Genomic DNA, 25,634 nt, shown 5'->3' on the forward strand with positions numbered 1-25,634 from the left:
CCAACAACAACGTCAAACCACTACCGATACATAAGGAACAGGATCAACCCATGACCATGACAAACGAGCAGGCCGCGTGGTTTGCAGAAACGTTCGAGAAGCTCGTGGCCAATGTGGGCAAGGCGGTGCTCGGCAAGGAGCACGTCATCCGGCTGACCTTCACGGCGATGCTGGCCGAGGGCCACATCCTGTTTGAAGATGCGCCGGGCACGGGTAAGACCTCGTTGGCCCGCGCCCTGGCTGCAACGGTCCAGGGCTCGCACAACCGTATCCAGTTCACGCCTGACCTCCTGCCGTCCGACGTGACAGGTGTGACCATCTACGACCAAAAGACCCAGAAGTTTGAATTCCACAAGGGCCCGGTGTTCAACAACATCGTCCTTGCTGATGAAATCAACCGTGCGTCGCCGAAGACCCAGTCTGCGCTGCTGGAAGTCATGGAAGAATCCCGGGTGACCGTGGATGGAACCACCTATGAGGCAGGCCGTCCGTTCATGGTGCTGGCAACCCAGAACCCGATCGAGCAGGCAGGCACCTATCGCCTGCCGGAAGCACAGCTGGACCGCTTCCTGATTAAGACGTCCATCGGCTACCCGGACCACGCCTCCACGGTGCGGTTGCTGGGCGGGGCCAACCTGAAGGACCGTTCCAAGGAGCTCACTGCGCTCATCACCACGCAGGCAGTGGCCGATATGGCAGACCTTGCGGCCACCACCCACGTGGACACGGCCGTGCTGGAGTACATTTCCCGCCTGTGCGAGGAGACCCGCAACGCCTCCGAGACCCGCCTTGGTGTGTCGGTGCGCGGTGCACTTGCCATGGTTCGTGCCGCCAAGGTGTGGGCCGCGGGCCAGGGCCGCAACTTCGTGCTTCCGGATGACATCAAGGAACTGGCACCCGTGGTGTGGACCCACCGTTTGGTGATGGATCCTGAGGCCGAATTCTCCGGTGCAACGCCTGACGTTGTCCTCACCCGCGTTCTCGCCGACGTCGCCGCCCCGCAGCAACGCGCCACCGCTTAGTCCGCGGCACCGCACAAGCCAGTTCGGCTCATCGCACCCCACCTGCACCCCAGTTCAAACAAAGGCCTCCACATGTCCTCCAGCACACCCCTGACCAGGGCTGCTGACTCGTTCAAGCGCGCAACGGCCGCTGTGAGCGGCAAGATTCGCGGCGCCCGTACATCCCGCAACGAACCAGGCAGCCGCCCTGGCCGTCCCGGGAAAGCGCGCAAACCCAGCTCCCTGCACCCGGCCGCTGTATGGGCCGAAGCCGCGGGAACAGCAGGCGAGTTCCTCTCACCCGCTTGGCGCAACGTCCGGGCAGTCTGGCTGAAGTTCGTGTGGCCGGTCCTCGCCGTGGTGAGCCTGCTGGGCTGGGTGGTCCTTGCTGCCGCAATTGGGCTCTGGTGGGCAGGACAGGCCTGGGGCTGGCAGGAAGCGAAGTCCGCGGCGATGGTGGCTTTCCTGCTGTTTCTCCTGGCCATTGCGTTCATTGTGGGCCGCTCGGCATACGGTGTGGTCCTGGACCTCGCCCGCACGCGCGTCGCTGTGGGTGACGACGCCGTGGGCAGCATTGCCGTGTCCAACGTCTCCACCAGGCCGTTGTTGCCCGCAGCACTGGAGCTTCCTGTGGGATCCAACACCGCGGTGTTCCACCTGCCGCGCATGAAGCCGGCGCAGGTGCATGAGGACCTGTTCACCATCCCCACGGCCCGGCGCGCCGTGATCGTGGTTGGTCCGGTTCGCTCGGTCCGCGCCGACCCCCTCCACCTTCTCCGCCGCCGCGTGATGTGGACCGAACCTGTGGACCTGTTCGTCCATCCCCGCACGGTGTCCTTGGGCAGCTCGGCCGCAGGCTTCATCCGCGACCTTGAAGGCATGCCCACCACGGAGCTGTCCAGCGCCGATGTCTCTTTCCACGCCCTGCGTGATTATGTGCCCGGTGATGATCGGCGCCACATCCATTGGAAGACCACAGCGCGTACCAACAAGCTCATGGTCCGCCAATTTGAAGAAACCCGTCGTGCACACCTCGCCATTGCACTCTCCATCAACACTGACGAATACGACTCGGAACCAGAGTTCGAAATGGCCATCTCAGTGGCGGCGTCCATTGGCCGCCAGGCCATCAGTGAACAGCGCGATTTGGACGTCCTGACCCAAAAGGGACCGCTCCGCTGCGAAACCGGCCGCAACCTGCTGGACGACGCCACCCGGATTGCCGGGGCGCCGATGCGGAAGACCGCCGTCGACCTCGCCCGGAACCTGTCCGACGCCGTCCCGAACGCCTCCGTGGTGTTCTTCGTCGTGGGCAGTCACGTCACTGCCACCCAGCTCCGTACCTGTGCGGCGTCGGTGCCTCCCGGAGTCCGCAGCCTGGCGGTGCGTGTCCAACCCGGTGCGGCGCCGACGAGAGCCAACATTGCAGACCTGACGGTCCTCACTGTCGGCGACCTGGACGATCTGGCCATTGTTCTTCGAAAGGCGGCAGCATGAGCACCGCACCGAATCTCCGCGTGCGTCCCCGTGCCGCCAAAGGATCCAGGTCAACAGGCCGCGCCAACCGCGGAGGAGGGTCGATCTTTGCCGATGGCCGCCCGCTGTGGCACTTCGCCGTGGACTGCGGTGCCTTGGTGGTGTTGCTGTTCCTGGGAGTCCTCGGATTCAGCCTGAGTTTCGGGGGAGACCCCCACTATCTGATGGCCGGCTTGGGCGGTGTGCTGCTTGGACTGGGCATCGCGGTCCTGAACGCCCATCTTCGCCTCGGCCTGCTGATTACGGCCGCCGTGACCTTCGGCGCCTACATGCTGTTTGGCTCCGCCTTGGCCGTCCCCGATTCAGCGGTCTTCGGCGTCCTCCCCAGCCTCGATTCGTTGCGGACACTGCTGCTGGGCGTGGTGTTTGCCTGGAAGGACATGCTGACGGTCGGCGTTCCCGTGGGCACGGCCAACGGCATGCTCATTGTGCCGTTCCTCAGTTCGCTGCTGACCGCCTTGGTCGCCGGCCTGCTGACCTGGCGGCTGAAGAGCCCGTACTGGCCGTTGCTGCCTGTGCTGGCATTGTTTGTGACGGGCATCGCCTTCAGCACCAGCGCAGGATTCCTCAACGTGGAGCGCGGCGTCTCCCTGACCATTGTCTCGATCGTGTGGGCGACGTTCCGCCGCGATGTCCTTCGTCAGCGGAGCACCAAGACGGTTTCGGCCAACAGGCCGGATTCCGACGCCGGCACAGCGCGCCGCGGCCAGCTCCGCCGGTTGGGGACTGCTGCAGCCGTGATCGCCGTCGCCGTCGGCGTCACCGCCATCGCGTCGCCGATTGTCACCGCCAGCGACGACCGGAAGGTGCTGCGCAACACGATCGTCCCGCCGTTCGATCCCCGCGACTACATCACTCCTTTGGCGAGCTTCCGGAACTTCGTCAAGGACGAGAAGGACAGCACGCTGTTCACGGTTAAGGGCTTGCCCAAGGACGCTCGTGTGCGCCTGGCCGCGCTGGATGCCTTCAACGGCCTGAACTACACCATGGATCCCAACAGCTCCGGCAACTTCAGCAAGGTGGGAGACGCCCGCTCGCTCAATACGCTGGCTGACACCGGGAGCCCGGTGAAAGGCACCAACTACACGTTGGACATCACTGTTGAGGACTACCAAGGCTATTTCGTTCCGGGTGGCCGGCACACCACGGGCATGAGTTTCGCGGATACGTCCGGCGCGGCGTCGGGTCTCTACTTCAACGCCGGCACGGACACCGCGGTCACCACCAAGGGCCTGGCCAAGGGCGAGAACTACACCGTCCAGGTCTCCGACCCCGGCACCCTGGAACACGGCCAGCTGACGCAGTACGACTTCGCGAAGCTGACGCTGCCCGAGGCGCAGGAAGTGCCGCCGATCATTGCCTCGCAGGCCAATGAACTGTCCGCCGATGCGCCGACAGCCATTGACCGCGTGCGGCAGATCGAAGCGCATTTCCAGAAGAGCGGTGCGTTCAGCAACGGCCTGGTGACGGAGGGACAGCTTCCGAGCCTCCCCGGCCACAGCGCCGCACGTGTCCGCAACATGCTCTCCGCCAAGCAGATGCTGGGCGACGACGAACAGTACGCCGTCTCCATGTCCCTCATGCTCCGGCACCTCGGCATCCCCTCGCGGGTGGTGATGGGCTTCTACCCGGATCCCAAGAGCCCCGAAAACGGTGCCGGCGACATCAAGATCACCGGCAAGGACGTCCACGCCTGGGTCGAGGTGGCCTTTGACCGCGTCGGTTGGGTTGCGTTCGACCCCACCCCGCCCAAGGACAATGTGCCCATCCCGCCGGACCCGGAGAACAAGTCCAAGCCCAAGCCGCAGGTGCTGCAGCCGCCGCCCCCGCCGCAGGAGCCCGCGGACCTGCCGCCGGACTCCACGCCGGATGCCCTGGACGCTGACGAGAAGAAGAACAACCCCTGGCTGTTCTGGGGACCGCTGTTGGCAGCCATCGGTGTTGCGCTGATCCCCTTGGGGATACTCGCCTTGCCGCTGCTGCTCATCCTTCTGCTGAAAGCACGACGCCGGAAGGCACGTTTCCGTGATGGCCACCCTGCCCAGCGGGTCGGCGGTGGATGGAACGAAGTGATCAGCCTGGCCACCGACATGGGCGCCTCGATCGACACCAAGTCAACGCGGCGTGAATCGGCCACCGTCATCTCGGAGGCGTTCCCGAACGCCGGCGGCACCACCACGATGCTGGCCCACCGCGCCGACGCCGCAGTCTTTGGCGCCGGCCAACCGAGCGAGGACGAGGTCAAGCACTATTGGGAGATCGTCGATTCGTCCTTGACCGACATCACGGGAAGCGTCGGTTTCTGGAAGCGCCAGCAGGCCCGGTTCTCGCCGCGATCCTTGCTGTCGGACGGGCGGGCTGCCCTCCGGCGCCAGAACCAGGCAACCTCCGCCCCCTCGACGCGCCGTCGCTTCACCTTGCCGTTCAAGAAGGACACCACGAATGAATAATGAGGCCGAACTCTGCCCGGCCTGCAGGCATGCGGTCCTTCCCGGGGCGACGTTCTGCACGCAGTGCGGATCCCCGCTGAGCAACCGTGGAGCCCGCAGGGAAGGGAACATCAACCACGCCCAAAGGGCGGCATTGGAGTTCGCGACCCGGCAGGGCCCGCCCGATCCCGGTAGTATCGCGGTAGTGTCGGCGCCGGCGTCGCCGACTCGCCTGGCGCCTCCGGGAACCACCACGGCGCCGGACCGTATCACTGGGCCAGGGGGAGGGACCACCATGACCACCAAGCTTCACTTGGTGCCCGCATCTGCAGGCAAGAGGCTGGGCGCTGCCGTGCTGGACTGGCTTGGTCCCATTGCAGTCTTGGCCACCACCTTCGCCATCGGCATCGCGGGGATCACGCAAACCCGGAGGAACGGCTTCATTGTCTACGACACGGGCCTGCTGGTCCTCCTGGGCAGCATCGGCCTGGGGGTGACGGTGGTCTACATCTTCGTGCTGCTGGCACTCGAGGCCAAGTCCGGCAACACCGTTGGCAACCAGCTCATGGGAATCCGCAGCTCAGACGCTGAGGGGTACGCGCCCGGTGCCGGTGCCGTTTTTGTGCGGGGCATCATCACCGGCGGCGTCCTGCTCCTCGGCGGGATCACCTCGGTGGTTCTTTCTGCCCTTGGCCTGATCACCCTGGTGCTGTGGATCGGGCTTCCCCTGATGCTCCTGGGTGTTGTGTGGGCCATCCTCGTGGTGGTCTCCAATGCCTGGGACAAGGACGGCAAGCTGCGCGGCTGGCAGGACAAAGCCGCGAAGTCTTTGGTGTTCGACGTCCATGCAGGACGCAACCCCGTGGCCACGGGTGGCATCCAAGGCCCCTACAGTTTCGCGCCCATGGATCTGCCGCCCGTGCAGCCGGTGGCTTCTCCAGTGCCCACCGGCGCAAGGACTGGTGCCACGGCATCCGGTGTCACTCCATCTGCTGCCGCTTCCCCTGCTGTCACTCCTGCCGGCTTTGGACAGTCCGCGCCTGCGAAGGTGACCCCTGAGGTGCCGGCAGCCCAGCAGCCCTCCCATGACCCCAACCAGTGGCGTCCGCCGTCGGCACCGCGGCCAACGACGACTGCACAACAGTTGGCTCCCGTGACGCCGCAGCCGCAGGTCATCCAGCAACCGTCAGCGCCGGCTGCCGGCTTTGCCGGCCACCCCGACGACGACGTGGAGCGCACCCAGATGCGCCCCGGCACGGCGCGGGCACAAGCGGTCCTGCGGATCCGGATAGATGACGGCCAGGACGTCCAGCTCGGCGGTTCAGTCCTGCTTGGGAGGAACCCGGCTGCGCAGCCAGGGGAAGCGGTGGAGCAACTGTTGCCGGTTGCCGATCCCGGCCGGTCCATCTCCAAAACCCACCTGCATCTGCGGGTGGATGGCGATGGCGTCTGGGTCACTGACCGAAACTCCACCAACGGCAGCGCCGTCACCACGCCCGACGGTCTCCAGACGCGGCTCCATCCGGGCCAGGCAGTATTGGTCCGTCCCGGTTCCACCGTTCACTTTGGGGACCGTTCCTTCCACCTAGGACAAGCATGAATTCACAGCCGGCCACCCCTGCCAACGCCGAAGCCGGCGCCCCTTCAGGCGGGTCATCCTTTGGCCTGAACTACGGCTACGGGACGGACCGCGGCCTGCGCCGTGAACTGAACGAGGATTCGTTCATCGCTGCAGACCCCGTCTTTGCGGTAGCAGACGGCATGGGCGGACATGAGGCCGGCGAAATTGCCAGCGGCATGTGCGTCCGGGCCTTGGGCAGCGCCCCCGAACTTGCTGCTGGTGTACGAACCGCATCTGCAGCGGATTTGCAGGCCTGCCTGTTGAGGGCTGACGCAGCCATCCGCAACGCCACGGGAGCGCGCGCGGGAACCACGTTGTCCGGCGCGGTGGTGGTGGAACAGATGGGGCTGCCCTATTGGCTGGTGATGAACATCGGTGATTCCAGGACCTACCGCCTCAGCCAAGGGGAGTTCACGCAGGTCAGCGTGGACCACTCCGAGGTGCAGGAACTGGTGGATTCCGGGGACATCACCGCGGAGCAGGCAACCGTTCATCCCCGCCGCCACGTAGTGACCCGTGCCCTGGGCACCGGCGATGAGACCGAGGCCGATTTCTGGTTGCTTCCCATCCAGGAAGGTGACCGGATCATGATCTGCTCCGACGGCCTCAATGGTGAACTGGGCGATGACCACATGTTCCGCATCCTCAGCACCGTCGCCCATCCACAGGATGCCGTGGATGCCCTGATCCAGGCTGCCCTGCGAAGCGGTGGCCGGGACAACGTCACTGTCATCGTGGTGGACGCCAAGAACGTCATGAACGACGCCGGCATCGCCACCACGGCGCCCCGGCCCGAGGTTGCCTCCGAGGTTGAAGAGGACACCCTCCCACGGGCCTGGGTGAATGGCACGGACGTTGTATCCGGGGCGGACCAGGAGGAAGGCGTCGATGGTAAGCAGTAACCTTTCGCTGACCCGGTACCAGCAAGGTGACTGGTTCGGCGTTGTGCGGAACGGAACCGTGGTTCTCCTCGGACCGGATACACCGCACGCGCTGATCGATACCGTCTGGGAGTTGCTGGCATCCGCTCCCGAGGCCCACGAGGTCCTTCACGAGGTGACGGACGCCTTTGGTGTTTCGTTGAGCCGTATCCCTCCGTTCGGGATCATCGACGCCAAGGATGCGCTCCGCGTCTTCCTCCGTGGAGATCTCGAATTGCTGGTCGAGTTGGAATCGGGCGCCGAACAGCTCACCGGCCGTGACGTCACCACCTGGACGGAGCGCAGGATCGCGGGCGCAACTTCCTACAGCCTCCGGATCGGGGGCGGTTCCGCCTCCGGCATGCCGTTGAACAGTCTGCCCCTGACGGAGGGCGTGGTGCTGTTGTCAGTACTCGAAGCCGCTCCCGGCGAACCCGGCCCCGCCGCGGGTCCCGTGATCCATGCAGCAGTCGTTCCGTTGGAAGAGCCGGCCAACGACGGAAACCAGCATGCCGTCCCGGACAAGGTTTCCGACGAAACCATGATCGGTTATACGGAGACGGACCTTGGCCTGACCATCGCTCCGGGCCACTTGGGGCTGGGGACGGAGTCAGCTCCCGGCGATGAACCTTCCGGTGAACCTGCGGCTTCTGGGAGTGCCGGAGAACCTGATTTCGGAGAAGAGTCCTCAGCCGAGTCCGCCGCTGACGAGCCCGCCGCCGGCCTGCCTTCGGCGGATGGAGATGCTTCACCGGCGCCTGCTTCGGCGGGAGAGACCTCTTCAGATCCAAGCGAGCAGAATGCAATCGCGACGGAGGCTCTCGAAGAGCCCGGGGAACCCGTCCACACCAGCACCACAGATCCGCTGGTCCCCACGCTGGAAAACACCACCAACTACGATCACCTGTGGGATAAGACGGTGATGCGCACCATCGAAGATGCTGCCGTCCGGGCGGAGGACGACTCCGACGACCATGATGCCCCAGTGTCAAAAACGCCGGGTGCTTCGGTGGCTCCGGCGCCCATGCCCGCAGCACCTGCTGAAGAACCGCAGGGTCCGGGACCTTCAGTTCCGGCACAACAGACCCCTGTGCCATTAGCGCAACCTCCAGCCATGCAATCTCCAGCAGGGCATCTCCCGGCCGCCCCAGGGACGGGTCTGATCGATTCCGTACCCTGGCTGCGGAGCAGCCCCACAGCAGCGGATTCAGGCAGTGCAGCACCGGCGCCTTCGAGCATGCCCGCTGCTCCGTCCATAGGGTCCGTGCCGTCCACAGGCCCGGCCCCGTCACAGCCCAGCGCGGACCCTGCCCCGCAGCTTCCGGGCGCCTGGCCCCCTGCAGCGTCCGCAGGCGTCGTCGACGAAGATTCAGACCATGACGGCCAGACCATCATGAAGAGCAGCCTGGCTGCCGGGAACAAGGACGCGGCCAAACCGGCATTAGCTGCCCCGGACGCTGCGGTTGCCAATGGGCCAAGCGTGTTGGCACGGGTGTGTGCTCAAGGACACGCGAATCCCCCCACGTATCCGCAGTGTTCTGTCTGCGGCACGGCACTATCCGGCGATGCTGAGCAGGTCCAACGTCCGCGTCTTGGCCGCATGCGTCTTTCCACGGGCGAGCTGATCGATCTTGACCAGTCGCTGATCATTGGACGGCAACCTTCCGTTTCCCGTGTCCAAGGCGGCACCATGCCCAGGTTGGTGCAGGTGGAGAGTCCCGGAGGGGACATCTCCCGTTCCCACGTCGAGGTCAGGCTGGAGGGTTGGCACGTCATGTTGTGCGACCTGAAGGCAACCAACGGAACAGTGTTGATCAGGGAAGGCCAGGCCCCCCGCCGACTTGCCCAAAACGAAATGGCCATTCTGCTGGACGGCGATATCGCCGAGTTGGGTGACGACATTTCATTGCGTTTCGAGGAGATTCTTTGAGTTCCAAGAGGCCCCCCGCGCCGCCTCCACCCATTCCGGGATTCCAGTACGTCAGCCTGCTGGGCTCTGGTGGATTCTCGGATGTTTACCTGTATGAGCAAGACCGGCCCCGTCGTAAAGTGGCCGTCAAAGTGCTGCTGTCAGACCTGAAGACCGAGGGCGCACGCCGGCGCTTCGAGTCCGAGGCGAACCTGATGGCGCAGTTGTCGTCGCACCCTTACATCGTGACGATCTTCGAAGCCGAGATTACGGAGAGCGGCCACTCGTACCTCGCCATGGAGTACTGCTCCAGGCCAAGCCTCGATGTCCGGTACCGCCGTCAGCGCTTCAGCGTGGACGAGGTCCTGGCCGTCGGCATCCAGGTGGCGTCCGCCGTCGAGACCGCGCACCGGGCCGGCATCGTCCACCGTGACATCAAACCGGCCAACATCCTGGTCACCGACTACAACCGTCCCGCGCTGACGGACTTTGGTATTTCCGGCACCATCGGCGCCGACACCGAGGACGACGCCGGCATGTCCATTCCTTGGTCGCCGCCCGAGCAGTTCCGGGGTGGCGCGGTGGACGGGGTTCCCGTGGACATTTGGGCCTTGGGCGCCACACTTTATACCCTGCTGGCCGGTCGTTCACCGTTCGTGCTGCCCGGGCAGGACAACTCGCAGCGGGAACTGATTTCCCGTATCACCAACTCGCCGTTGCCCAGGCTCGGCCGGGCCGATGTCCCGGAATCCCTGGAGTTGGTCCTGGCCACGTCCATGGCCAAGTCTCCTGAATCGCGCTACTCGTCGGCGCATGCTTTCGCGCTGGCGCTCCAGCGGATCCAGACCGAGCTGAACTTGTCGGTAACGCCCTTCGAAGTCCTCGAAGAACCCGGCCACGGCGATGAGCAGCACCCGGACGACAACTTCGAGGAAACCCGGGTTCGGAGCATCGCGGCGATCGACCCCGATGCTTCCGGTACGGCCACAACCGGTTCGGCCCCCACCTTCCCGGCCCGGACGTTTCCCTCCACCGTTCCGGGCACCACATCGACACCGACGCAGCCCGCGCCTACGACGCAGCCGGCCCAGCCCCCGCAGGCCGCCCCGCCGCTGTTCCACGCGCCGCCCCAAGGACCGTACTTTGCCCCGGCGGGCCCGGCTCCAGTAGAACAGGACACGGGGGAGTCCACCGTCCTGCGCGGCTGGCAATCCACCACTGCACAGGACGACTCCGGCGCTACGGTCAGGCGCTCCAATGCTCCCGCTTCGCAGGATTCGCAGGATGGCGCTCCCGCCGACCACAGCAAGCGCAATCTCTGGCTCGCCGCAACAGGTGCGGTGGTCCTGGTAGTCGCCATCGTGGTGGGCGTGGTTTTGGGCGCCCAGGCGCAGCCTAAGGTGGCACCCACCGAATCAGCGAGCAAGCCGCCTGCTGATGCTCTGAGCGACGGCAGTGTTCCTGACGTACAGGGGCTTCACCCTGAAGTGCAGACCGGCGGTACTGGTCCGCCCCTGATCTTCTTCCGGTGGGACTACGTGGAGCTCAAGCCGGGTGACACTTTCAAGTGGCGCACAAAGTCTGCAAAGTCCGAGGGTCCGTATGAGTCGACCCTGGCCAGCTGGGCGCTCCTTTCCAGCACCACCGAGAAGCCAATCTGCGTGCAGGTCATCATCGTCAGGGCTGACGGCTCGGCATCACCCGGCGGTCCGGATTCCATCGCCTGCCTGGAAGAGTAGCCGGCATATGACACTTACTTATTGCCGACTGAGGAGGCACAGATCATGGGGGATCTAGCAATAGATTTCTGTGGGGAATGGTACGAACCATCCGACGAAGACGTCTTTGACATTGGTCGCGAAGGCGACCTGGAGGTCGACGACAACCCGTACCTTCACCGACGCTTCCTGCAGATCGCCCGTTACGACGGCATGTGGTGGCTCAGCAATGTGGGCAGCATGTTGTCTGCCACCATCGCGGATGGTTCGGGCGGCATGCAGGCCTGGCTTGCGCCCGGTGCCAGGATCCCGTTGGTCTTCAGCCACACTAACGTGATCTTCACGGCCGGGCCCACGACGTATGAGTTCGCCGTCCACTTGAAGACGCCGTCGTTCCGGCATGAGGCCCGCGAAGAGGACCAGGCGGGGGACACCACTATTGGCCCTGTGGTCTTCACGGACTCGCAGAAGGCCCTGATCGTTGCCTTGGCTGAACCAATGCTGCGACGTGATGGCACTGGTTTCAGCGCCATTCCGTCGTCGGCGGAGGCCGCCAAACGGCTGGGTTGGGCCCTGACACGGTTCAACCGCAAGCTGGATAACGTGTGCGACAAACTGGACCGCGTGGGAGTGGTTGGTTTGCGCGGTGGTGCCGGGAAACTCGCCACCAACCGCCGTGCCCGCCTGGTGGAGCACGCAGTGACCTCGCATCTGGTGACCCCGGCCGATTTGCACCTCCTTGAAAAAATGACTGGAGTCGACGAAGGATGAAGTTTCGCCTGACCTTGCGGCGCGATCCTGCAGAAGCAAAGGACCTCGCCGTGACGGTGGATGGTCGTGCCACCGTTGCTGACATCGCCACGGAGCTCTGGGCCGCCGACCCCGTACGCAAGGGGACCGAACCGCCGTCGAACCTGTCCATCAGCGTGGACGAAGCGTTTGTTGGCGGTGGCCTGTCCGGACACGTCCTGCGGCCCACCGACAACTTGCTGGAGTCCGGCTTGCGGCCCGGTTCCAAGGTCTCGCTCGCGCAGGTCAGTGAACAGTTTGCCTCGAACGGCCACGCCAACGGCGGTAACAGGGGACCGGCAGCGGCGACGTTGCGCGTCATGTCAGGGCCCGACGTCGGGCGCGAATTTTCGCTGCCTTTCGGCACCAGCTACATCGGCCGGGACAGGGACGCCGACATCAGGCTTTCCGACCCCCTGACGTCCAAGCGTCACGCCCGCGTCACCGTGGGCGAGACCGTGGAGATCGTGGATACGAACTCTGCCAACGGGCTGCTCATGGACGGGTTGCCCGTCACGCGGGCGACGCTGCAATCCTCGGACACGGTCACTTTGGGCGACACCAGCGTTGGTGTGGTGGCATTGTCCCGGAACCACAGCGGTGGTCCGTCGTCGCCGTTGGTGGACTTCAACCGGTCACCGCGGGTCCTGCCGAGGTTCGAATCGCCCAAACGCGTGCCGCCGGCGGGTCCGAAGCGCCCCGAGCACCAGCCGTTCCCCTACATCATGCTGGTGGCGCCGCTGCTGATGGGCGGCGTGCTCTTTGCCGTCACCCAGAACCTGCTCTCTGTTCTCTTCATGGCCATGATGCCGCTGTTCATCGTGGGGCATTACGTAGACCACAAGATGCAGAGCAAGCGCCAGGCCAAGGAAGGCCACAAGCAGTTCAAGGCCGCCATGCTGGCATTCCGTGAGGACATCGACCGGCAACAGAACATCGAGCGCGCCGTCAGGCTCCAGGAAGCGCCCTCCGTCAGCGATACCGTGGACGCGATCTACAAACTTGGCCCCTTGCTGTGGACCAACCGTCCCGAGCACCAGCACTTCCTGGGCGTCCGTTTCGGGCTGGGCTCCGCGCCGTCGCGCATCCCCTTCGACGAGCCGGGCGCCAACGAAACCGAACCGCAGTACATGCGGGAAATCCAGGAATGCCTTCAGCAGGTCCGGGTCATCGAGGGCGTGCCCATTGTTTCCCAACTGCGGACCTCCGGATCGTTCGGCGTGGCAGGGGACCGCAGCGTGGTGGATGATGTTGCCCGCGGGATGGTGCTCCAACTGGTAGGTCTCCACTCGCCGGCAGAAGTGGTCCTGACCTCGCTGACCTCGGCGCGCTCCCGTGAACGTTGGGACTGGCTGCAATGGCTCCCGCACGTCGGTTCAGGCCACAGCCCGTTATCCGGCGACCACCTCGCCGCAGGCCCTGGCGCTGGTGCTGCCCTGTTGTCCCGCTTGGAAAGCCTCGTGGAAGAGCGCGAGTCCATGGCCAAGGAACCGGGTCCGCAGCATCGCCCCGGGCTCAAGAACGAGCACGAAGAAATCCCGGCCCCTGTTGTGCCCGCTGTCCTGGTGATCGTCGAAGACGATGCCCCCGTGGACCGCGGACGCCTCACGCGCTTGGTGGAACGCGGACCGGACTACGGCGTGCACATCATGTGGGTGGCCGCCAACGTGCAGTCCCTCCCCGCGGCGTGCCGCGACTTCCTTTCCGTCGACGGCGATCACGGCACCACCACAGGCCAGGTCCGCCTGGGCCGCCACACCTATCCCGTGAGCTGCGAAAGCCTCGATGCGGACCTCGCCACCCAGCTGGCCCGCATGATGTCGCCGCTGGTGGACGTCGGAAACCCGCTCGACGACGACTCCGACCTCCCGCGTGCCGTTTCCTACGCCACGTTGATCGGCAAGGAATTGATGGACAACCCGCAGGCTGTGGCCGAGCGATGGCAGGAAAACAACTCGGTCCACGCCTCGTCCGTGCCCAACCGCAAGGACAGCGGCAGCCTCCGGGCTTTGGTTGGTTCCAAGGGTGTGGAACCGTTTTACCTCGACCTGAAGAACGAGGGACCCCACGCGCTGGTGGGCGGAACCACCGGTGCCGGCAAGTCCGAATTCCTCCAGTCCTGGGTGATGGGCATGGCCGCGGCATACAGCCCGGACCGTGTCAGCTTCCTGTTCGTGGACTACAAGGGCGGCGCAGCATTCGCGGACTGCCTCCACCTGCCCCACACCGTGGGCCTGGTCACGGACTTGTCCCCGCATCTGGTCCGCCGTGCGCTGACCTCCCTGCGTGCCGAACTGCACTATCGGGAACGGCTCCTGAACCGCAAGAAAGCCAAGGACCTGCTGGCGTTGCAACGCGAAGCCGATCCCGAGGCCCCACCGTACCTGATCATCATCGTGGACGAATTTGCGGCGCTGGCTACGGAAGTTCCCGAGTTCGTGGACGGCGTGGTGGACGTCGCTGCCCGTGGCCGTTCCCTGGGCCTGCACCTGATCCTTGCCACCCAGCGGCCCGCCGGTGTCATCAAAGACAACCTGCGTGCCAACACCAACCTCCGCGTCGCTTTGCGCATGGCCGATGAAGTGGATGCCGTGGACATTCTTGGTGTTCCCACTGCCGCCTATTTCGACCCCTCCATTCCGGGCCGTGGCGCCGCGAAGACCGGCCCCGGGCGGATCCAAGGCTTCCAGACCGGATATGCCGGTGGCTGGACCACCGAGAAACCCCAGCGTCCGCGAATCGACATCGTGGAGATGGCCTTCGGGTCCGGGCCCACCTGGGAACCGCCGTTGGTGGCCCAAGTAGAGGAAGAACCCGCGGGGCCGAACGACATCGCCCGGATGACGGAAAACATCATCCGTGCCGCGGACGTCCTCTCCATCGAGCCTCCCCGGAAGCCGTGGCTCAACGAACTGGCCACCACCTACGACTTCTCCAAGCTCCCGAATCCGCGGACGGATGAGCGGCTCCTGTTGGGCGTCGCGGACGATCCCGCCCACCAGGACCAGCCCACCGTGTTCTACGAACCGGACAAGGACGGCAACATGGCCGTCTACGGTACGGGTGGATCCGGAAAATCGGCTGCGCTGCGCAGTATTGCCATCGCTGCCGCAGTCACACCCCGCGGTGGCCCGGTGCATGTTTACGGCATCGACTGCGGTTCCTCCGGCCTGAAGATGCTGGACGGGCTCCCGCACGTTGGTGAAATCATCAACGGCGACGACGTCGAACGCGTTGGCCGCCTGCTCCGCTGGCTCAAGGAAGTAGCCGACGACCGCGCTGCCCGGTTCGCCGAAGTCAGGGCCTCCACGATCGTGGAGTACCGGCAGTTGGCCAACCGACCGGACGAGAAGCGCATCTTCATCCTGGTCGATGGCATGTCCTCCTTCCGGGAAGGATACGAGTACAGCAAGCTGTCCGCTCTGTGGGACATCTTCCTGACACTGGCCACCGACGGACGTCCCCTGGGCATCCACCTGGTCGTCAGCGGTGACCGCACCAACTCTGTCCCGGCGTCGCTCCTTGCTTCCATCCAGAAGCGGTTGGTCCTGCGCCTCAGCTCCGAAGACGACTACATGACCCTGGACGTCCCCAAGGATGTCCTCAACGCCGCATCTCCTCCCGGGCGTGGGTTGCTGGACGGACTCGAAGTCCAGCTGGCCGTGCTGGGTGGCAACTCAAACCTGGCACTGCAGGCGCGCGAAGTGGCCAAGCTCAGCCAGGCCATGGTCCGTCAAGGACTCGAGCAAGCACCGCAAATCCAGCGCCTCCCGGAGCTGGTGGACCTGGACATCCTGCCCACCGGCTCTCCGGACAACCCCGTTATTGGTGTCGACGACGAGACATTGGGTTCTGCGGCCATCGCCGCCAAGGGCTCGCTCCTCCTCGCGGGCCCTCCGGGTGCCGGACGTTCGGTGGCGCTGGTGACCCTGGCGTACGCCTTGCGCCGCTCCAACCCGCGGACAGACCTGATCTACATCGGCTCGCGCCGTTCCGCTGTTGCATCCCTGAACATTTGGAGCCGTTCGCTGGTAGGCCCGGACGAGGTTTCCGATGTCGTGGATGACCTGATCGACAAAGCCTCGGACAACCCGGGCAGCATGGCCATTTTCATCGAGGGCCTGACCGAGTTCACGGATACATTGGCAGAATCAGGGGTTGGCCGCCTGGTCACGGCGGCCATCAAGGCCGATCAATGGGTGGTGGGCGAGTCTGAAACGTCCACCTGGTCCCAGGCCTGGTCCTTGGCACAGCCGTTCAAGTCCGGGCGCCGTGGGCTGTTGCTCAACCCGGGAGACGTGGAGGGCGACAGCCTCCTCAACACCTCCTTGGGCAGGATCAGCACCGACTTCATTCCCGGCCGTGGATACATTGTTGGACGTGGCAAGGTACGCAAACTGCAGATCGCCATGCCACCAGAGAACCGAACGTAGGATTTGCCGCAGCGCGGGGGATGTAGGAGGATTTCACAAAACACCCGAACTTCTTGAAAACTGGCGGCGCCCCAACGCCCCAGCTGAGGTTACTTTTATGCGACACTCCGTTGTCCCTGCCGTTCTTCTTACCGCTGGTCTGCTGTTGGCGCCTGCTGCTGCCGTCCACGCTGCTCCGTGCGACGGGAAGCTCTCCTGTGCCCCCACCGAGGGAGCTGACGACCCGTCGCCGACCCAGCCTGCGCTGGCTCCTGAAGCGGACAAGAAACCCACGTCCAAGCCCGAACCGACCCGTGTCCGCGAAACGCAGAAAGCTCCGGCACCTGCCCCGGCCGCTCCCGAACCGCCTGTCCAGGCACCCCAGCCTGCCGTCACCCAGTTCGTCACCGTGGCACCCCGGGTGACCGGTCCGGCGTCGGGCCCGTCCGAACCCACGCCCACCCCCGAGGCGACCGTGGCCTCAGCAACGTCGTCGGCCTCTCCTTCTGCGACTCCCAGCTCAGCCAGCCCCAGTCCTTCCATGTCGTCGAACTGGAACACTCCGGTGGACAAGGGCAAGGAGACGCAGGCCGCCGCCATGGCCAGCACGTCCATCTCCGGCCCCAACATGCTGGGCCTTTTCGGCATCCTGGGCGGCGTTCTCCTGGTGGGCCTGGGCGGCCTGGCGTTTGCGCTGTGGAGCAAGAACCGGCTCTCGTCGCATTAGCTCCGCCGCAAAAATGTCGTTGGCTTGCGGCAAGATAGACGTGTGAGCACACCAGAAACTGCGAATCCGGTAGAAACCACAGGCGAACAGGCGGCTGCAGCCGTCGTGGAAGCGGAGGGGACCCCACCTTCGGAGTCTTTGCGCGATGAGTACGAGCAACTGGCCGACCTCGTCCGCAAGTACCGGTATGCCTATTACCAGGAAGACTCACCCACGGTATCCGACGCCGAGTTTGACGAACTGTACCGTCGCCTGGAGGAGATGGAAGCACTCCACCCGGAGCTTGTCTCGAATGACTCTCCCACGCAGGAAGTAGGCGGCGAGGTCTCCTCGGCGTTCGCTGCCGTGGAGCACCTGCAACGGATGTACAGCCTGGATGACGTCTTCTCCTTGGACGAGCTTGAGGCCTGGGTGCGGAAGGCAGAATCCTCCGTGGCCAAGCTCGGAGACTCCGTTCCGCCCATCGCCTGGCTGACCGAGTTGAAGATCGACGGCCTCGCCGTGAACCTCCTCTACCGCGAAGGCAAGCTCGTCCGTGCGGCCACGCGCGGCGATGGCACAACTGGTGAGGACATCACCCACAACGTCCTGACCATCAAGGAAATCCCACGCGAACTCAACGGATCCGGGTATCCCTCTGAAGTCGAAATCCGGGGTGAGGTATTTATCCCCTCCAAGGCCTTCGTCGAGTTCAACGAGACCCTCGTGGCCGCCGGCAAAGCCCCGCTAGCCAACCCCCGGAACGCCGCCGCTGGCTCGCTGCGCCAAAAGGATCCTGCAGAAACCGCCAAACGGCCCCTCAGCATGTACGTCCACGGCATCGGCGCCCGCGAAGGCTTGGAAGCCAAGAGCCAGTCCGAAACCTACAAACTCCTTGAGGCATGGGGGCTTCCCACCAGCCCATACCTCAAGGTCCTGGACACCTTTGACGAGGTCCTTGAGTTCATCGGGCACTACGGCGAGCACCGGCACGACCTCGCACATGAGATCGACGGCATTGTGGTCAAGATCGACGACTTCGCCACCCAACGGGCCCTCGGCTACACCTCCCGCGTTCCAAGGTGGGCTGCTGCGTACAAATACCCGCCGGAAGAAGTCCACACCAAGCTCCTGGACATTGCCGTCAACGTAGGCCGTACCGGCCGGGTGACTCCCTTCGGTTTGATGGAACCCGTCAAGGTGGCCGGCTCCACGGTGGGCATGGCGACGCTGCACAACCAGGACGTGGTCAAGGCCAAGGGCGTCATGATCGGCGACATCGTGATCCTTCGAAAAGCCGGCGATGTCATCCCCGAAATTGTGGGCCCCGTGCTGGCCCTGCGTGACAAACAGGATCCACCTGTCCGTGAATTCGTGATGCCCACCGAATGCCCTTCGTGTGGCACGCCGCTGGCGCCGTCGAAGGAAGGCGATGTGGACATTCGCTGCCCCAATGCGAAGTCGTGCCCGTCGCAGCTGCGTGAGCGCGTGTTCCACCTCGCGGGCCGTGGCGCGTTCGATATTGAAGCTCTGGGGTGGGAAGCTGCCATCGCCCTCACGCAGCCGGCGGAACCCGAGACGCCACCCCTGACCAGCGAAGCGGGACTGTTCAGCCTCACTCGCGAGGACCTGGCCGACGTCCTGATCCGCAGGGAGAAGCGCTCCAAGGGCGTGGGCACGGGCGAGCACGAGCTGGTTCCGTACTTCTTCACCAAGGGCACAGCCAAGTCCCCGTCCAAGCCAACGGCCACCACCGAGAAACTGTTTGTGGAGTTGGAGAAAGCCAAGAAGCAGCCGCTCTGGCGTGTTTTGGTAGCCCTCTCCATCAGGCACGTTGGTCCCACAGCTTCGCGGGCCCTGGCTACCGCCTTCGGCAGCATGGACGCCATCAGGAATGCCACGGAAGAGCAGATGGCCCACGTGGACGGTGTGGGTCCCACCATTGCGGTGGCACTCCAGGAATGGTTCGCCGTGGACTGGCACAACGAGATCGTGGACAAGTGGGCAGCTGCCGGCGTGCGGATGGAAGACGAGCGGGACACGTCCGTGCCACGCACCCTTGAAGGCCTCACCATTGTTGTTACCGGTACTTTGCCCAACTTCAGCCGGGACGAAGCCAAGGAAGCCATCATTATCCGAGGCGGGAAGGCCTCTGGCTCCGTATCCAAAAAGACCAGCTACCTGGTGGCCGGCGAAAGCGCCGGCACCAAGCTGGACAAGGCGGAGCAGCTGGGAGTTCCCGTGCTGGACGAGGACGGGTTCCGGGAACTGCTCGCCAATGGTCCCGCGACCACCGGAGTGGACACCGAAGCCGCACCTGACGGTGACGCAGCATCTGACGCCGACGCGGCGGAAGCGGTCTCCGAATGACGGATGCGAACGGGCTCCTGGCAGTAGCCAAACGTGCCGCTGCGGCGGGTGCTGCTGTGCTCGCGCAGCGTTCCGTCAGCGGCACGGGCGGCGATGGGCTCGAAACCACCAACAAGGGCGAGGCCGGGGACTGGGTCACAGCCTTTGACGTCGCTGCCGAGAACGCTGTCCGCGAAGCCATCCTTGCAGAGCGGCCCCACGACACCATCACTGGCGAGGAGCACGGCACCACCAGGCCGGACACGCCTTCCGGGTACCGCTGGTCCATTGACCCCCTGGACGGGACCACCAACTTCATCCGGAACATCGCCTACTACGCCACCTCTGTGGCCGTAGCCGATTCCGACGGCGTTTGGCTGGCCGGGGTGGTCCACGCGCCTGCCCTGGGTCGCGTCTACTCGGCTGCCCGGGGACAAGGAGCCTGGCTGGAGGTCGGTGGAGAGACCACACGCTTGGCAGGTCCTGTCCAGGGGCGAATGGGGCTCATCCTGGCTACGGGATTCAGCTACGATCCCGCTACCCGCGCAGACCAGTCGGCCGGGCTCGCTGAGCTCATGGACGGGTTTGCTGACGTCCGGCGTCTCGGTTCCGCTGCGCTGGACCTCTGCCTGGTGGCCGACGGAACGTTTGACGCCTACGGGGAGCGTGGCCTGAACGAGCACGATTTCTCCGCCGGTGCATTGATCGCCGAAGAGGCAGGTTGCTGGGTGCGCAGACCACGGTTGGAGAGCCCGTTGAACGGTGGGCCCAGCACCGAAGACCGCTTGGCGGCCTGGATGTGCGCCGGTGCTTTGGAACTGTCCGGCAAATTCCCGTTGTAGTCATCAACCCGTGATCAAAACCCTCGCCATCGCCAACTACCGGTCCATCCGGGACCTCGCCATGGAGTTGCATGGCCTGGACATCGTGACCGGGGCCAACGGCAGTGGGAAGTCCTCGCTGTACCGCGCGTTGCGGCTGTTGGCCGAGTGTGCCGGGGGCGACTCCGGCCACGTGGTGGGTTCACTTGCCCGCGACGGCGGTTTGGCGTCCACGCTGTGGGCCGGCCCGGAGTCCATCAGCAAGGCCATGCGCAGTGGTGACGTGCCTGTGCAGGGAACGGTCCGCCGTGAGTCGGTAAGCCTGAAGTTGGGTTACTCCGGTGACGACTTTGGATACCTGGTGGACCTGGGGATGCCAACGCCTGGCGGTGCTGGATTCGACCAGGAAACCGGCAGGCCCCGGCCCTCCGCCTTCAGTTTGGACCCCGAAATAAAACGGGAGCAGATCTTCTCCGGCCCCGTGGCGCGGCCAGGCTCACTGTTGGTGGACCGGAAGGGAAGCCTGGCAAAACTGCGCGGACCGGGCAGCGAGTGGACAGAGTTATCCAGGAGGTTGGACACCTTCCAGAGCATGCTGACAGAGGTTTCGGACCAGGACAGGGCGCCGGAAGTTCTGCGGGTTCGTGACTCGGTCCGTTCATGGCGGTTCTACGATCACTTCCGCACGGATGCCGACGCTCCCGCTCGTCAGGCGCAGCTCGGAACCCGCACACCTGTGCTTCATCACAGCGGCAAGGATCTCGCTGCTGCTCTGCAAACATTGCGCGAGGTGGGCTTCGAGCGGCAGTTGGATGCCGCCGTCGGCCATGCCTTTCCGGGAAGCCGCCTGGAGATTGCCGTCAACGACGGCCGGTTCAGCGTGGAGCTGAGTCAGCCGGGCATGCTGCGTCCCATGAAGGCTGCCGAGCTTTCGGACGGAACCCTACGGTTCCTTCTGCTGAGCGCTGCCTTGCTGACACCGCGTCCACCGGAGCTCATGGTCCTCAACGAACCCGAGACCAGCCTCCATGTTGACCTGATGCCGGCACTGGCCGGACTGATTGTCCAGGCCAGTGCCAACAGCCAGATGATCGTGGTGACACATTCCAAGGCCTTGCTCAGTTCCCTCCGCGAGAGCGGTGCCGCCCATGAACATGAGCTCTACAAGGACCTTGGCGAGACCAGGATCAAGGGCCTGGGCTCGCTGGAAGGTCCATTGTGGAGCTGGCCCAAGCGCTGAAAGGGGCCAGCGCAGGACGTCATGCGATGGATCAGGCTCAGAAAGCCGATCCGATGGACGTGAGCTGCTGCGCGGAGGCGCCCGCGTAGCGGTTCTCAGGCCGGGCCAGTCCGTAGTGTCCACGCAAGGTGGAGGCCGTGTACTCCGTACGGAACAGTCCTCGTTGCTGCAGGATCGGCACCACCTGGTCCACGAAAATCTCCAAACCTGAGGGGAGGACCGGCGGCATGATGTTGAAGCCATCCGCGGCGCCGGCAAAGAACCAGTCCTGGATGGCGTCGGCAACCTGTTCAGGTGTTCCGGAGAAGGTGCGGTGCCCGCGTCCTCCACCCAGCCGTCCGATCAGCTGGCGAACGGTGAGCTGCTCCCTGCGGGCCAGTTCCACGATCAGCGTGTAGCGGCTCTTGGCACCCTCAATGTCGTCCTCGGAGGGCAGATCAGCAGGAAGTTGACGGTCCAAGGGGAGGTCCTCAGGCTTCAGGCGCAACGTCTTGGCCAGCTGCTCCCGGGCGTATTCGGGCTTGATGAGCTCGTCCAGTTCACGCTCAAGCTTCAGGGCTTCGGCTTCCGTGGATCCGATGACCGGGACGATCCCCGGCAGGATCTTGATGCCTTCCGGGTCGCGGCCCACAGCTGCGGTACGTGACTTCAGGTCCGCGTAGAAGGCTTGGGCGTCGGCCAGGGTCTGGTGGGCGGTGAAGACGGCTTCGGCATACTGCGCCGCCAGCTTCTTGCCGTCTTCGGAAGAGCCGGCCTGCACGATCAGCGGGTGGCCCTGTGGTGACCGGGGAACATTGAGTGGGCCACGAACGCGGAAGTGTTTGCCCTCATGGTCGATGGCCCGGATCTTGTTGTCGTCACCCCAGACGCCCTCGGCCTTGTCCGCGAGGATGGCGTCGTCTTCCCAGCTGTCCCAGAGTTTCTGCGCCACCTCTATGAACTCGGCGGCCCGCTCGTACCGGACGGCATGGGCCGGCTGGTCATCCACGCCGAAGTTGCGCGCAGCGTCCGGTCCCGCCGTCGTCACGACGTTCCAGCCTGCACGTCCACCACTGACCCAGTCCACCGACGCGAAACGGCGCGCCAGGTTGAAGGGATCGTTGTAGGTGGTGGAAGCGGTCGCGATCAGGCCGATCCTTTGCGTTGCCGCAGCGATGGCCGTGAGCAGCACGGTTGGTTCCAGCTTGCCGGCAGGACGGCGCCCAACCTCGCCAAAGAGCACAGGGGAGTCAGCGAAGAAGATGGAATCGAGCTTTCCGCGTTCGGCCGTGCGGGCCAGATGCTGGTAGTGCTCCACTTTGGTGGAGGACAAGGGATCGCTTTCGGGCAGGCGCCACGACGCTTCGTGGTGGCCTGTGCTCATAAGGAAGGCATTCAGGTGGAGGTGGCGCTGGGTTTCAGACATGGGGTTCTCCTTGGTTCGAAATACGTGGGGTCAGGCAGCAGCGTGGACGCCGAGGGCTTCGAGCAGTTCGCCCCTCAGCGTGGAATGGTCGACGTCGGTCCCGGCCTTGCGTTCCAGGGCAACGCGACCGCCTTGGAGGACAATGACGCGGTCGGCCAGGGTGATGGCTTCGTCGACGTCGTGGGTGACGAGCAGGACGGCCGGGCGGTGCGCGGTCACAAGATCTTTCAGCAGGGCGTGCATTTTCAGGCGGGTTAGTGCGTCGAGTGCGCCGAAGGGCTCGTCGGCCAGGAGCAGCTTGGGCTCACGCACCAGCGACCTCGCCAGGGCGACCCGTTGCTGCTCACCGCCGGACAGCTCGTGCGGCCAGGCCTTTTCCCGGCCGGCCAGGCCCACTTCGGCCAGTGCGCGGCGGCCGCGGGCATCGGCGTCGTGATCCCTGAGGCCCAAGGTGACGTTACCCAGGACCGTGTCCCACGGCAGCAGGCGGGAATCCTGGAACACCACGGACACCTGCTCCGGGACATTCACCACACCGCTGCCGCGGACGTCACGATCCAGTCCGGCGAGGGCCCGCAGCAGGGTGCTCTTGCCGCAGCCGCTCGGGCCGAGGAGGGCGACGAACTCGCCGGGGGCGATATCGAGGTCGACCCCGTTGAGGACGCCTTTCGGTCCGAAACTGCGGATGAGGTGACGGACGGAGACCTCGTTGAAGGGATGCGCCGAAGTCAGCCCGCCAGTGTGCGTTGCCATGACAGTGCCTTTCGTTCCAGGAGCCGGACGGCTGCGTCGGACAGCAAGCCCAGGACGCCATAGACGGCCAGGCCAAGGACGATGATGTTGGTTTGGCCGTAGGTGCGGGCGAGCTCCATCATGTAGCCGATGCCGCTGGTTGAATTGATCTGCTCCACCACCACCAGCGACACCCAGGCTCCCGTGACGGCGAAGCGGAGGCCAAGAAAGAACCCCGGCAATGCTCCCGGCAGTACCACGCGGCGGATGAATCCCGCCCGGCTGAGGCCAACGGTTTGCGCCAGTTCGACGTACCGAAGGTCTATGCCGCGCAACCCGGCATGGGTCTGGAGGTAGATGGGGACAAACACGCCCAGCGTGATGGTGAGGACCTTCATGGTTTCGTCGATGCCGAACCAGAGGATCAGGAGCGGGATCAAAGCAAGGCCCGGGATGGCGCGCTTGATCTGCACCGGACCATCGATCAATGATTCGCCCACTCGGCTCAGCCCGGACAGGACCGCAAGGACAGCGCCCACCACGATGCCGAAGAACAGTCCCAAGCCTGCGCGTTGGGCGGAAATGGCGAGGTTCTCCTGCAGCCGCCCGTCTGCGATCAGTTCGCCCGCCGTGGACACCACGGTCCATGGCTCGGACAGGATACGCGGGTCCAGAACGCCTGTAGCCGAGGCGATGACCCACAACAGCACCAGTGCGGCGGGGCCCACCAAACCGGCAAAGCGGCGGCGTGGGCCAGGGCCGAGCCGGCGGCTCGTGGGACGGACATCGGGCCTTCCCTGGAAGGCCGGGTCAAGATGGGGTTCGACGACGACACTCTGATGAGTTCCGGCGTCGACCTTCGGCGGGGGAGCAGTGGCGGTGGCCCGCCGGGCGGTAGTGGTGGTCATGGCTATGCCCCCTTCCCGGCGGCGTACGACGTCCCGGCGATGGCCTCAAAGCGAAGGTCATACAGCTTGGCAGCGTCCAGCTTCGGCTTCTTTTGCTCGCTTGAGAGGAGGTCGATGGTTTGCTGGTGTCGGGCAATCGCATCGGTCCAGGACGTCGGAAGGTCGCGCTCGCCGGCAGCATCGATCAGATACTGGCCGTCCTCGGCGGAGAGCCCTTGGTTCTTCACGTAGTAGCCCTCCAGCCATTCTTTGGGGTGGTCCTGGATCCAGCGCTGGGCTTGTCCCCAGAGATCGACGTATTCGGCAAGGGCTGCGGCCTTGGCTGGGTCATCCAGCACCGAAGCCGGTGCATAGAGGTGACCGGGGTCGTCGCGCAGGCCGTGCCGCAAGGTGGTTCCGCCGTCGCCCCCATACTTGGCGAGATAGCGCTTGATCTGGACGCCGCCCAATGGTGCCGCGTCAACCTGTTTGCTGGACAGGGCGGTGGAGTAGGTATCGCCGGTGCTGGGCAGTTCCACCAGCTTCACGTCGCCGTGTTGGAGCCCTGCCTTTTCAAGGATGCGCAGGACCAGGGCGCCTTGCGCCTGTCCCGGGCTGTACGCGATCTTCTTGCCGCGGAGACCCTGAAGGTCGGTGATGCCGGTGTCCGGGGCGATGCCCAGTTCATACAGCGGGTGGTTCACGGCATCCTGGCGGTAGACGCTGGCGATGATGCGGACGTCCAGCCCGGTCCACGTGGCGTGGATCGGAGGGATATCAGCCACGGAGCCTACGTCAAGGGCATTGGCACGGAACGCTTCAGTGGTGGCCGGACCGCCGGAAACGTTGGCAAATTTCACCGGGAAGCTGAGCTTCTTGTCCAGGCCGGAGAGCTCCAGGGCGGCCTGCACCGTGGGATCGCCGACTACCAGGGTGGTGCCGTCGGGGACAGTGGTTGCCAGCGGCGCAGTGACTTGGGCGGCCTGTGTGGCCTCGCCGCCGGCTGTTGCTGCTCCGCCGCAGGCGGTGAGCAGGCTCAGCGCTGGGATGGCGAGGAGGGCGGCGAGGACGTGGCGGCGGCCGGGTGGAGTCGTGGGGTGTTTTTGGGCGCGAAGGGGCGCGGAGGACATGTCAAGCCTTTCAGGTGCGGAAGTGTTTC

General features: G+C 64.9%; 17 protein-coding genes. 13 read left to right on the forward strand and 4 right to left on the reverse strand.

All coding sequences use genetic code 11. From position 1 onward, the window contains the following. The first annotated feature begins 50 nt into the window (after positions 1 to 50). From RQH14_RS16915 to RQH14_RS16975, 13 genes are all read left to right on the forward strand, one after another. Positions 51 to 1,022, forward strand: coding sequence for a MoxR family ATPase (locus RQH14_RS16915; RefSeq protein ID WP_089594270.1), 972 nt, complete (start codon positions 51 to 53; stop codon positions 1,020 to 1,022). Positions 1,023 to 1,094: 72 nt separating this feature from the next. Further along, positions 1,095 to 2,498, forward strand: a complete 1,404-nt coding sequence (locus RQH14_RS16920) for a DUF58 domain-containing protein (RefSeq protein ID WP_311214314.1) — start codon at positions 1,095 to 1,097, stop codon at positions 2,496 to 2,498. Then, positions 2,495 to 4,987 carry a transglutaminase domain-containing protein gene (locus RQH14_RS16925; protein WP_311214315.1) on the forward strand — a complete coding sequence of 831 codons (2,493 nt, stop codon included), beginning with the start codon at positions 2,495 to 2,497 and terminating at the stop codon, positions 4,985 to 4,987. Before RQH14_RS16920 ends, RQH14_RS16925 begins: the two co-directional genes overlap by 4 nt. Next, a complete protein-coding gene (locus RQH14_RS16930; RefSeq protein ID WP_311214316.1) occupies positions 4,980 to 6,566 on the forward strand; it encodes an RDD family protein in 1,587 nt (528 codons plus the stop codon). The genes RQH14_RS16925 and RQH14_RS16930 overlap by 8 nt, the downstream gene beginning before the upstream one ends. Beyond that, the gene (locus tag RQH14_RS16935) at positions 6,563 to 7,489 is read left to right on the forward strand and encodes a protein phosphatase 2C domain-containing protein (RefSeq protein ID WP_311214317.1); all 927 of its coding nucleotides are present in this window, start codon (positions 6,563 to 6,565) and stop codon (positions 7,487 to 7,489) included. The genes RQH14_RS16930 and RQH14_RS16935 overlap by 4 nt, the downstream gene beginning before the upstream one ends. Then, positions 7,476 to 9,437, forward strand: coding sequence for a hypothetical protein (locus RQH14_RS16940; protein ID WP_311214318.1), 1,962 nt, complete (start codon positions 7,476 to 7,478; stop codon positions 9,435 to 9,437). The genes RQH14_RS16935 and RQH14_RS16940 overlap by 14 nt, the downstream gene beginning before the upstream one ends. Then, entirely contained in the window at positions 9,434 to 11,155 is a 1,722-nt protein-coding gene (locus tag RQH14_RS16945; RefSeq protein ID WP_311214319.1) for a serine/threonine-protein kinase, read from the forward strand. The genes RQH14_RS16940 and RQH14_RS16945 overlap by 4 nt, the downstream gene beginning before the upstream one ends. Before the next feature lie 45 nt (positions 11,156 to 11,200). After that, positions 11,201 to 11,905 (forward strand): hypothetical protein, encoded by a 705-nt coding sequence (locus RQH14_RS16950; protein WP_311214320.1) that lies wholly within the window; start codon positions 11,201 to 11,203, stop codon positions 11,903 to 11,905. Continuing rightward, positions 11,902 to 16,356 (forward strand): FtsK/SpoIIIE domain-containing protein, encoded by a 4,455-nt coding sequence (locus RQH14_RS16955; RefSeq protein ID WP_311214321.1) that lies wholly within the window; start codon positions 11,902 to 11,904, stop codon positions 16,354 to 16,356. Before RQH14_RS16950 ends, RQH14_RS16955 begins: the two co-directional genes overlap by 4 nt. Positions 16,357 to 16,453: 97 nt before the next feature. After that, on the forward strand, positions 16,454 to 17,062 hold the full coding sequence (locus RQH14_RS16960) for a hypothetical protein (RefSeq protein WP_311214322.1): 609 nt from the start codon (positions 16,454 to 16,456) through the stop codon (positions 17,060 to 17,062). Positions 17,063 to 17,104: 42 nt separating this feature from the next. After that, the gene (gene ligA / locus RQH14_RS16965; protein WP_311214323.1) at positions 17,105 to 19,411 is read left to right on the forward strand and encodes an NAD-dependent DNA ligase LigA; all 2,307 of its coding nucleotides are present in this window, start codon (positions 17,105 to 17,107) and stop codon (positions 19,409 to 19,411) included. Next, on the forward strand, positions 19,408 to 20,232 hold the full coding sequence (locus RQH14_RS16970) for an inositol monophosphatase family protein (protein WP_311214324.1): 825 nt from the start codon (positions 19,408 to 19,410) through the stop codon (positions 20,230 to 20,232). The genes ligA and RQH14_RS16970 overlap by 4 nt, the downstream gene beginning before the upstream one ends. A 10-nt stretch (positions 20,233 to 20,242) precedes the next feature. Continuing rightward, positions 20,243 to 21,451, forward strand: a complete 1,209-nt coding sequence (locus RQH14_RS16975) for an AAA family ATPase (protein ID WP_311214325.1) — start codon at positions 20,243 to 20,245, stop codon at positions 21,449 to 21,451. Positions 21,452 to 21,488: 37 nt separating this feature from the next. Here RQH14_RS16975 and RQH14_RS16980 read toward each other — a convergent pair whose 3' ends face one another. From RQH14_RS16980 to RQH14_RS16995, 4 genes are read right to left on the reverse strand one after another with little or no spacing between them, the layout of a single operon-like run. Further along, positions 21,489 to 22,856 carry an LLM class flavin-dependent oxidoreductase gene (locus RQH14_RS16980; protein WP_311214326.1) on the reverse strand — a complete coding sequence of 456 codons (1,368 nt, stop codon included), beginning with the start codon at positions 22,854 to 22,856 and terminating at the stop codon, positions 21,489 to 21,491. A gap of 30 nt (positions 22,857 to 22,886) precedes the next feature. Then, a complete protein-coding gene (locus tag RQH14_RS16985; protein WP_311214327.1) occupies positions 22,887 to 23,609 on the reverse strand; it encodes an ABC transporter ATP-binding protein in 723 nt (240 codons plus the stop codon). Then, positions 23,585 to 24,496, reverse strand: coding sequence for an ABC transporter permease (locus RQH14_RS16990; RefSeq protein WP_311214328.1), 912 nt, complete (start codon positions 24,494 to 24,496; stop codon positions 23,585 to 23,587). The genes RQH14_RS16985 and RQH14_RS16990 overlap by 25 nt, the downstream gene beginning before the upstream one ends. A 2-nt stretch (positions 24,497 to 24,498) precedes the next feature. Beyond that, entirely contained in the window at positions 24,499 to 25,605 is a 1,107-nt protein-coding gene (locus RQH14_RS16995) for an ABC transporter substrate-binding protein (protein WP_311214329.1), read from the reverse strand. Between the last annotated feature and the right edge of the window lie 29 nt (positions 25,606 to 25,634).

Origin of the sequence: Arthrobacter sp. WCS2018Hpa-7, assembly GCF_031843805.1 — a bacterium.
GTDB lineage: Bacteria > Actinomycetota > Actinomycetes > Actinomycetales > Micrococcaceae > Arthrobacter.

Coding starts and splice junctions, on each gene's coding strand:
- RQH14_RS16985 (WP_311214327.1), bottom strand. CDS start 23,609: ATGGCAACGCACACTGGCGGGCTGACTTCGGCGCATCCCTTCAACGAG.
- RQH14_RS16925 (WP_311214315.1), top strand. CDS start 2,495: ATGAGCACCGCACCGAATCTCCGCGTGCGTCCCCGTGCCGCCAAAGGA.
- RQH14_RS16960 (WP_311214322.1), top strand. CDS start 16,454: ATGCGACACTCCGTTGTCCCTGCCGTTCTTCTTACCGCTGGTCTGCTG.
- RQH14_RS16995 (WP_311214329.1), bottom strand. CDS start 25,605: ATGTCCTCCGCGCCCCTTCGCGCCCAAAAACACCCCACGACTCCACCC.
- RQH14_RS16930 (WP_311214316.1), top strand. CDS start 4,980: ATGAATAATGAGGCCGAACTCTGCCCGGCCTGCAGGCATGCGGTCCTT.
- RQH14_RS16935 (WP_311214317.1), top strand. CDS start 6,563: ATGAATTCACAGCCGGCCACCCCTGCCAACGCCGAAGCCGGCGCCCCT.
- RQH14_RS16990 (WP_311214328.1), bottom strand. CDS start 24,496: ATGACCACCACTACCGCCCGGCGGGCCACCGCCACTGCTCCCCCGCCG.
- RQH14_RS16970 (WP_311214324.1), top strand. CDS start 19,408: ATGACGGATGCGAACGGGCTCCTGGCAGTAGCCAAACGTGCCGCTGCG.
- RQH14_RS16980 (WP_311214326.1), bottom strand. CDS start 22,856: ATGTCTGAAACCCAGCGCCACCTCCACCTGAATGCCTTCCTTATGAGC.
- RQH14_RS16940 (WP_311214318.1), top strand. CDS start 7,476: ATGGTAAGCAGTAACCTTTCGCTGACCCGGTACCAGCAAGGTGACTGG.
- RQH14_RS16955 (WP_311214321.1), top strand. CDS start 11,902: ATGAAGTTTCGCCTGACCTTGCGGCGCGATCCTGCAGAAGCAAAGGAC.
- RQH14_RS16915 (WP_089594270.1), top strand. CDS start 51: ATGACCATGACAAACGAGCAGGCCGCGTGGTTTGCAGAAACGTTCGAG.
- RQH14_RS16950 (WP_311214320.1), top strand. CDS start 11,201: ATGGGGGATCTAGCAATAGATTTCTGTGGGGAATGGTACGAACCATCC.
- RQH14_RS16920 (WP_311214314.1), top strand. CDS start 1,095: ATGTCCTCCAGCACACCCCTGACCAGGGCTGCTGACTCGTTCAAGCGC.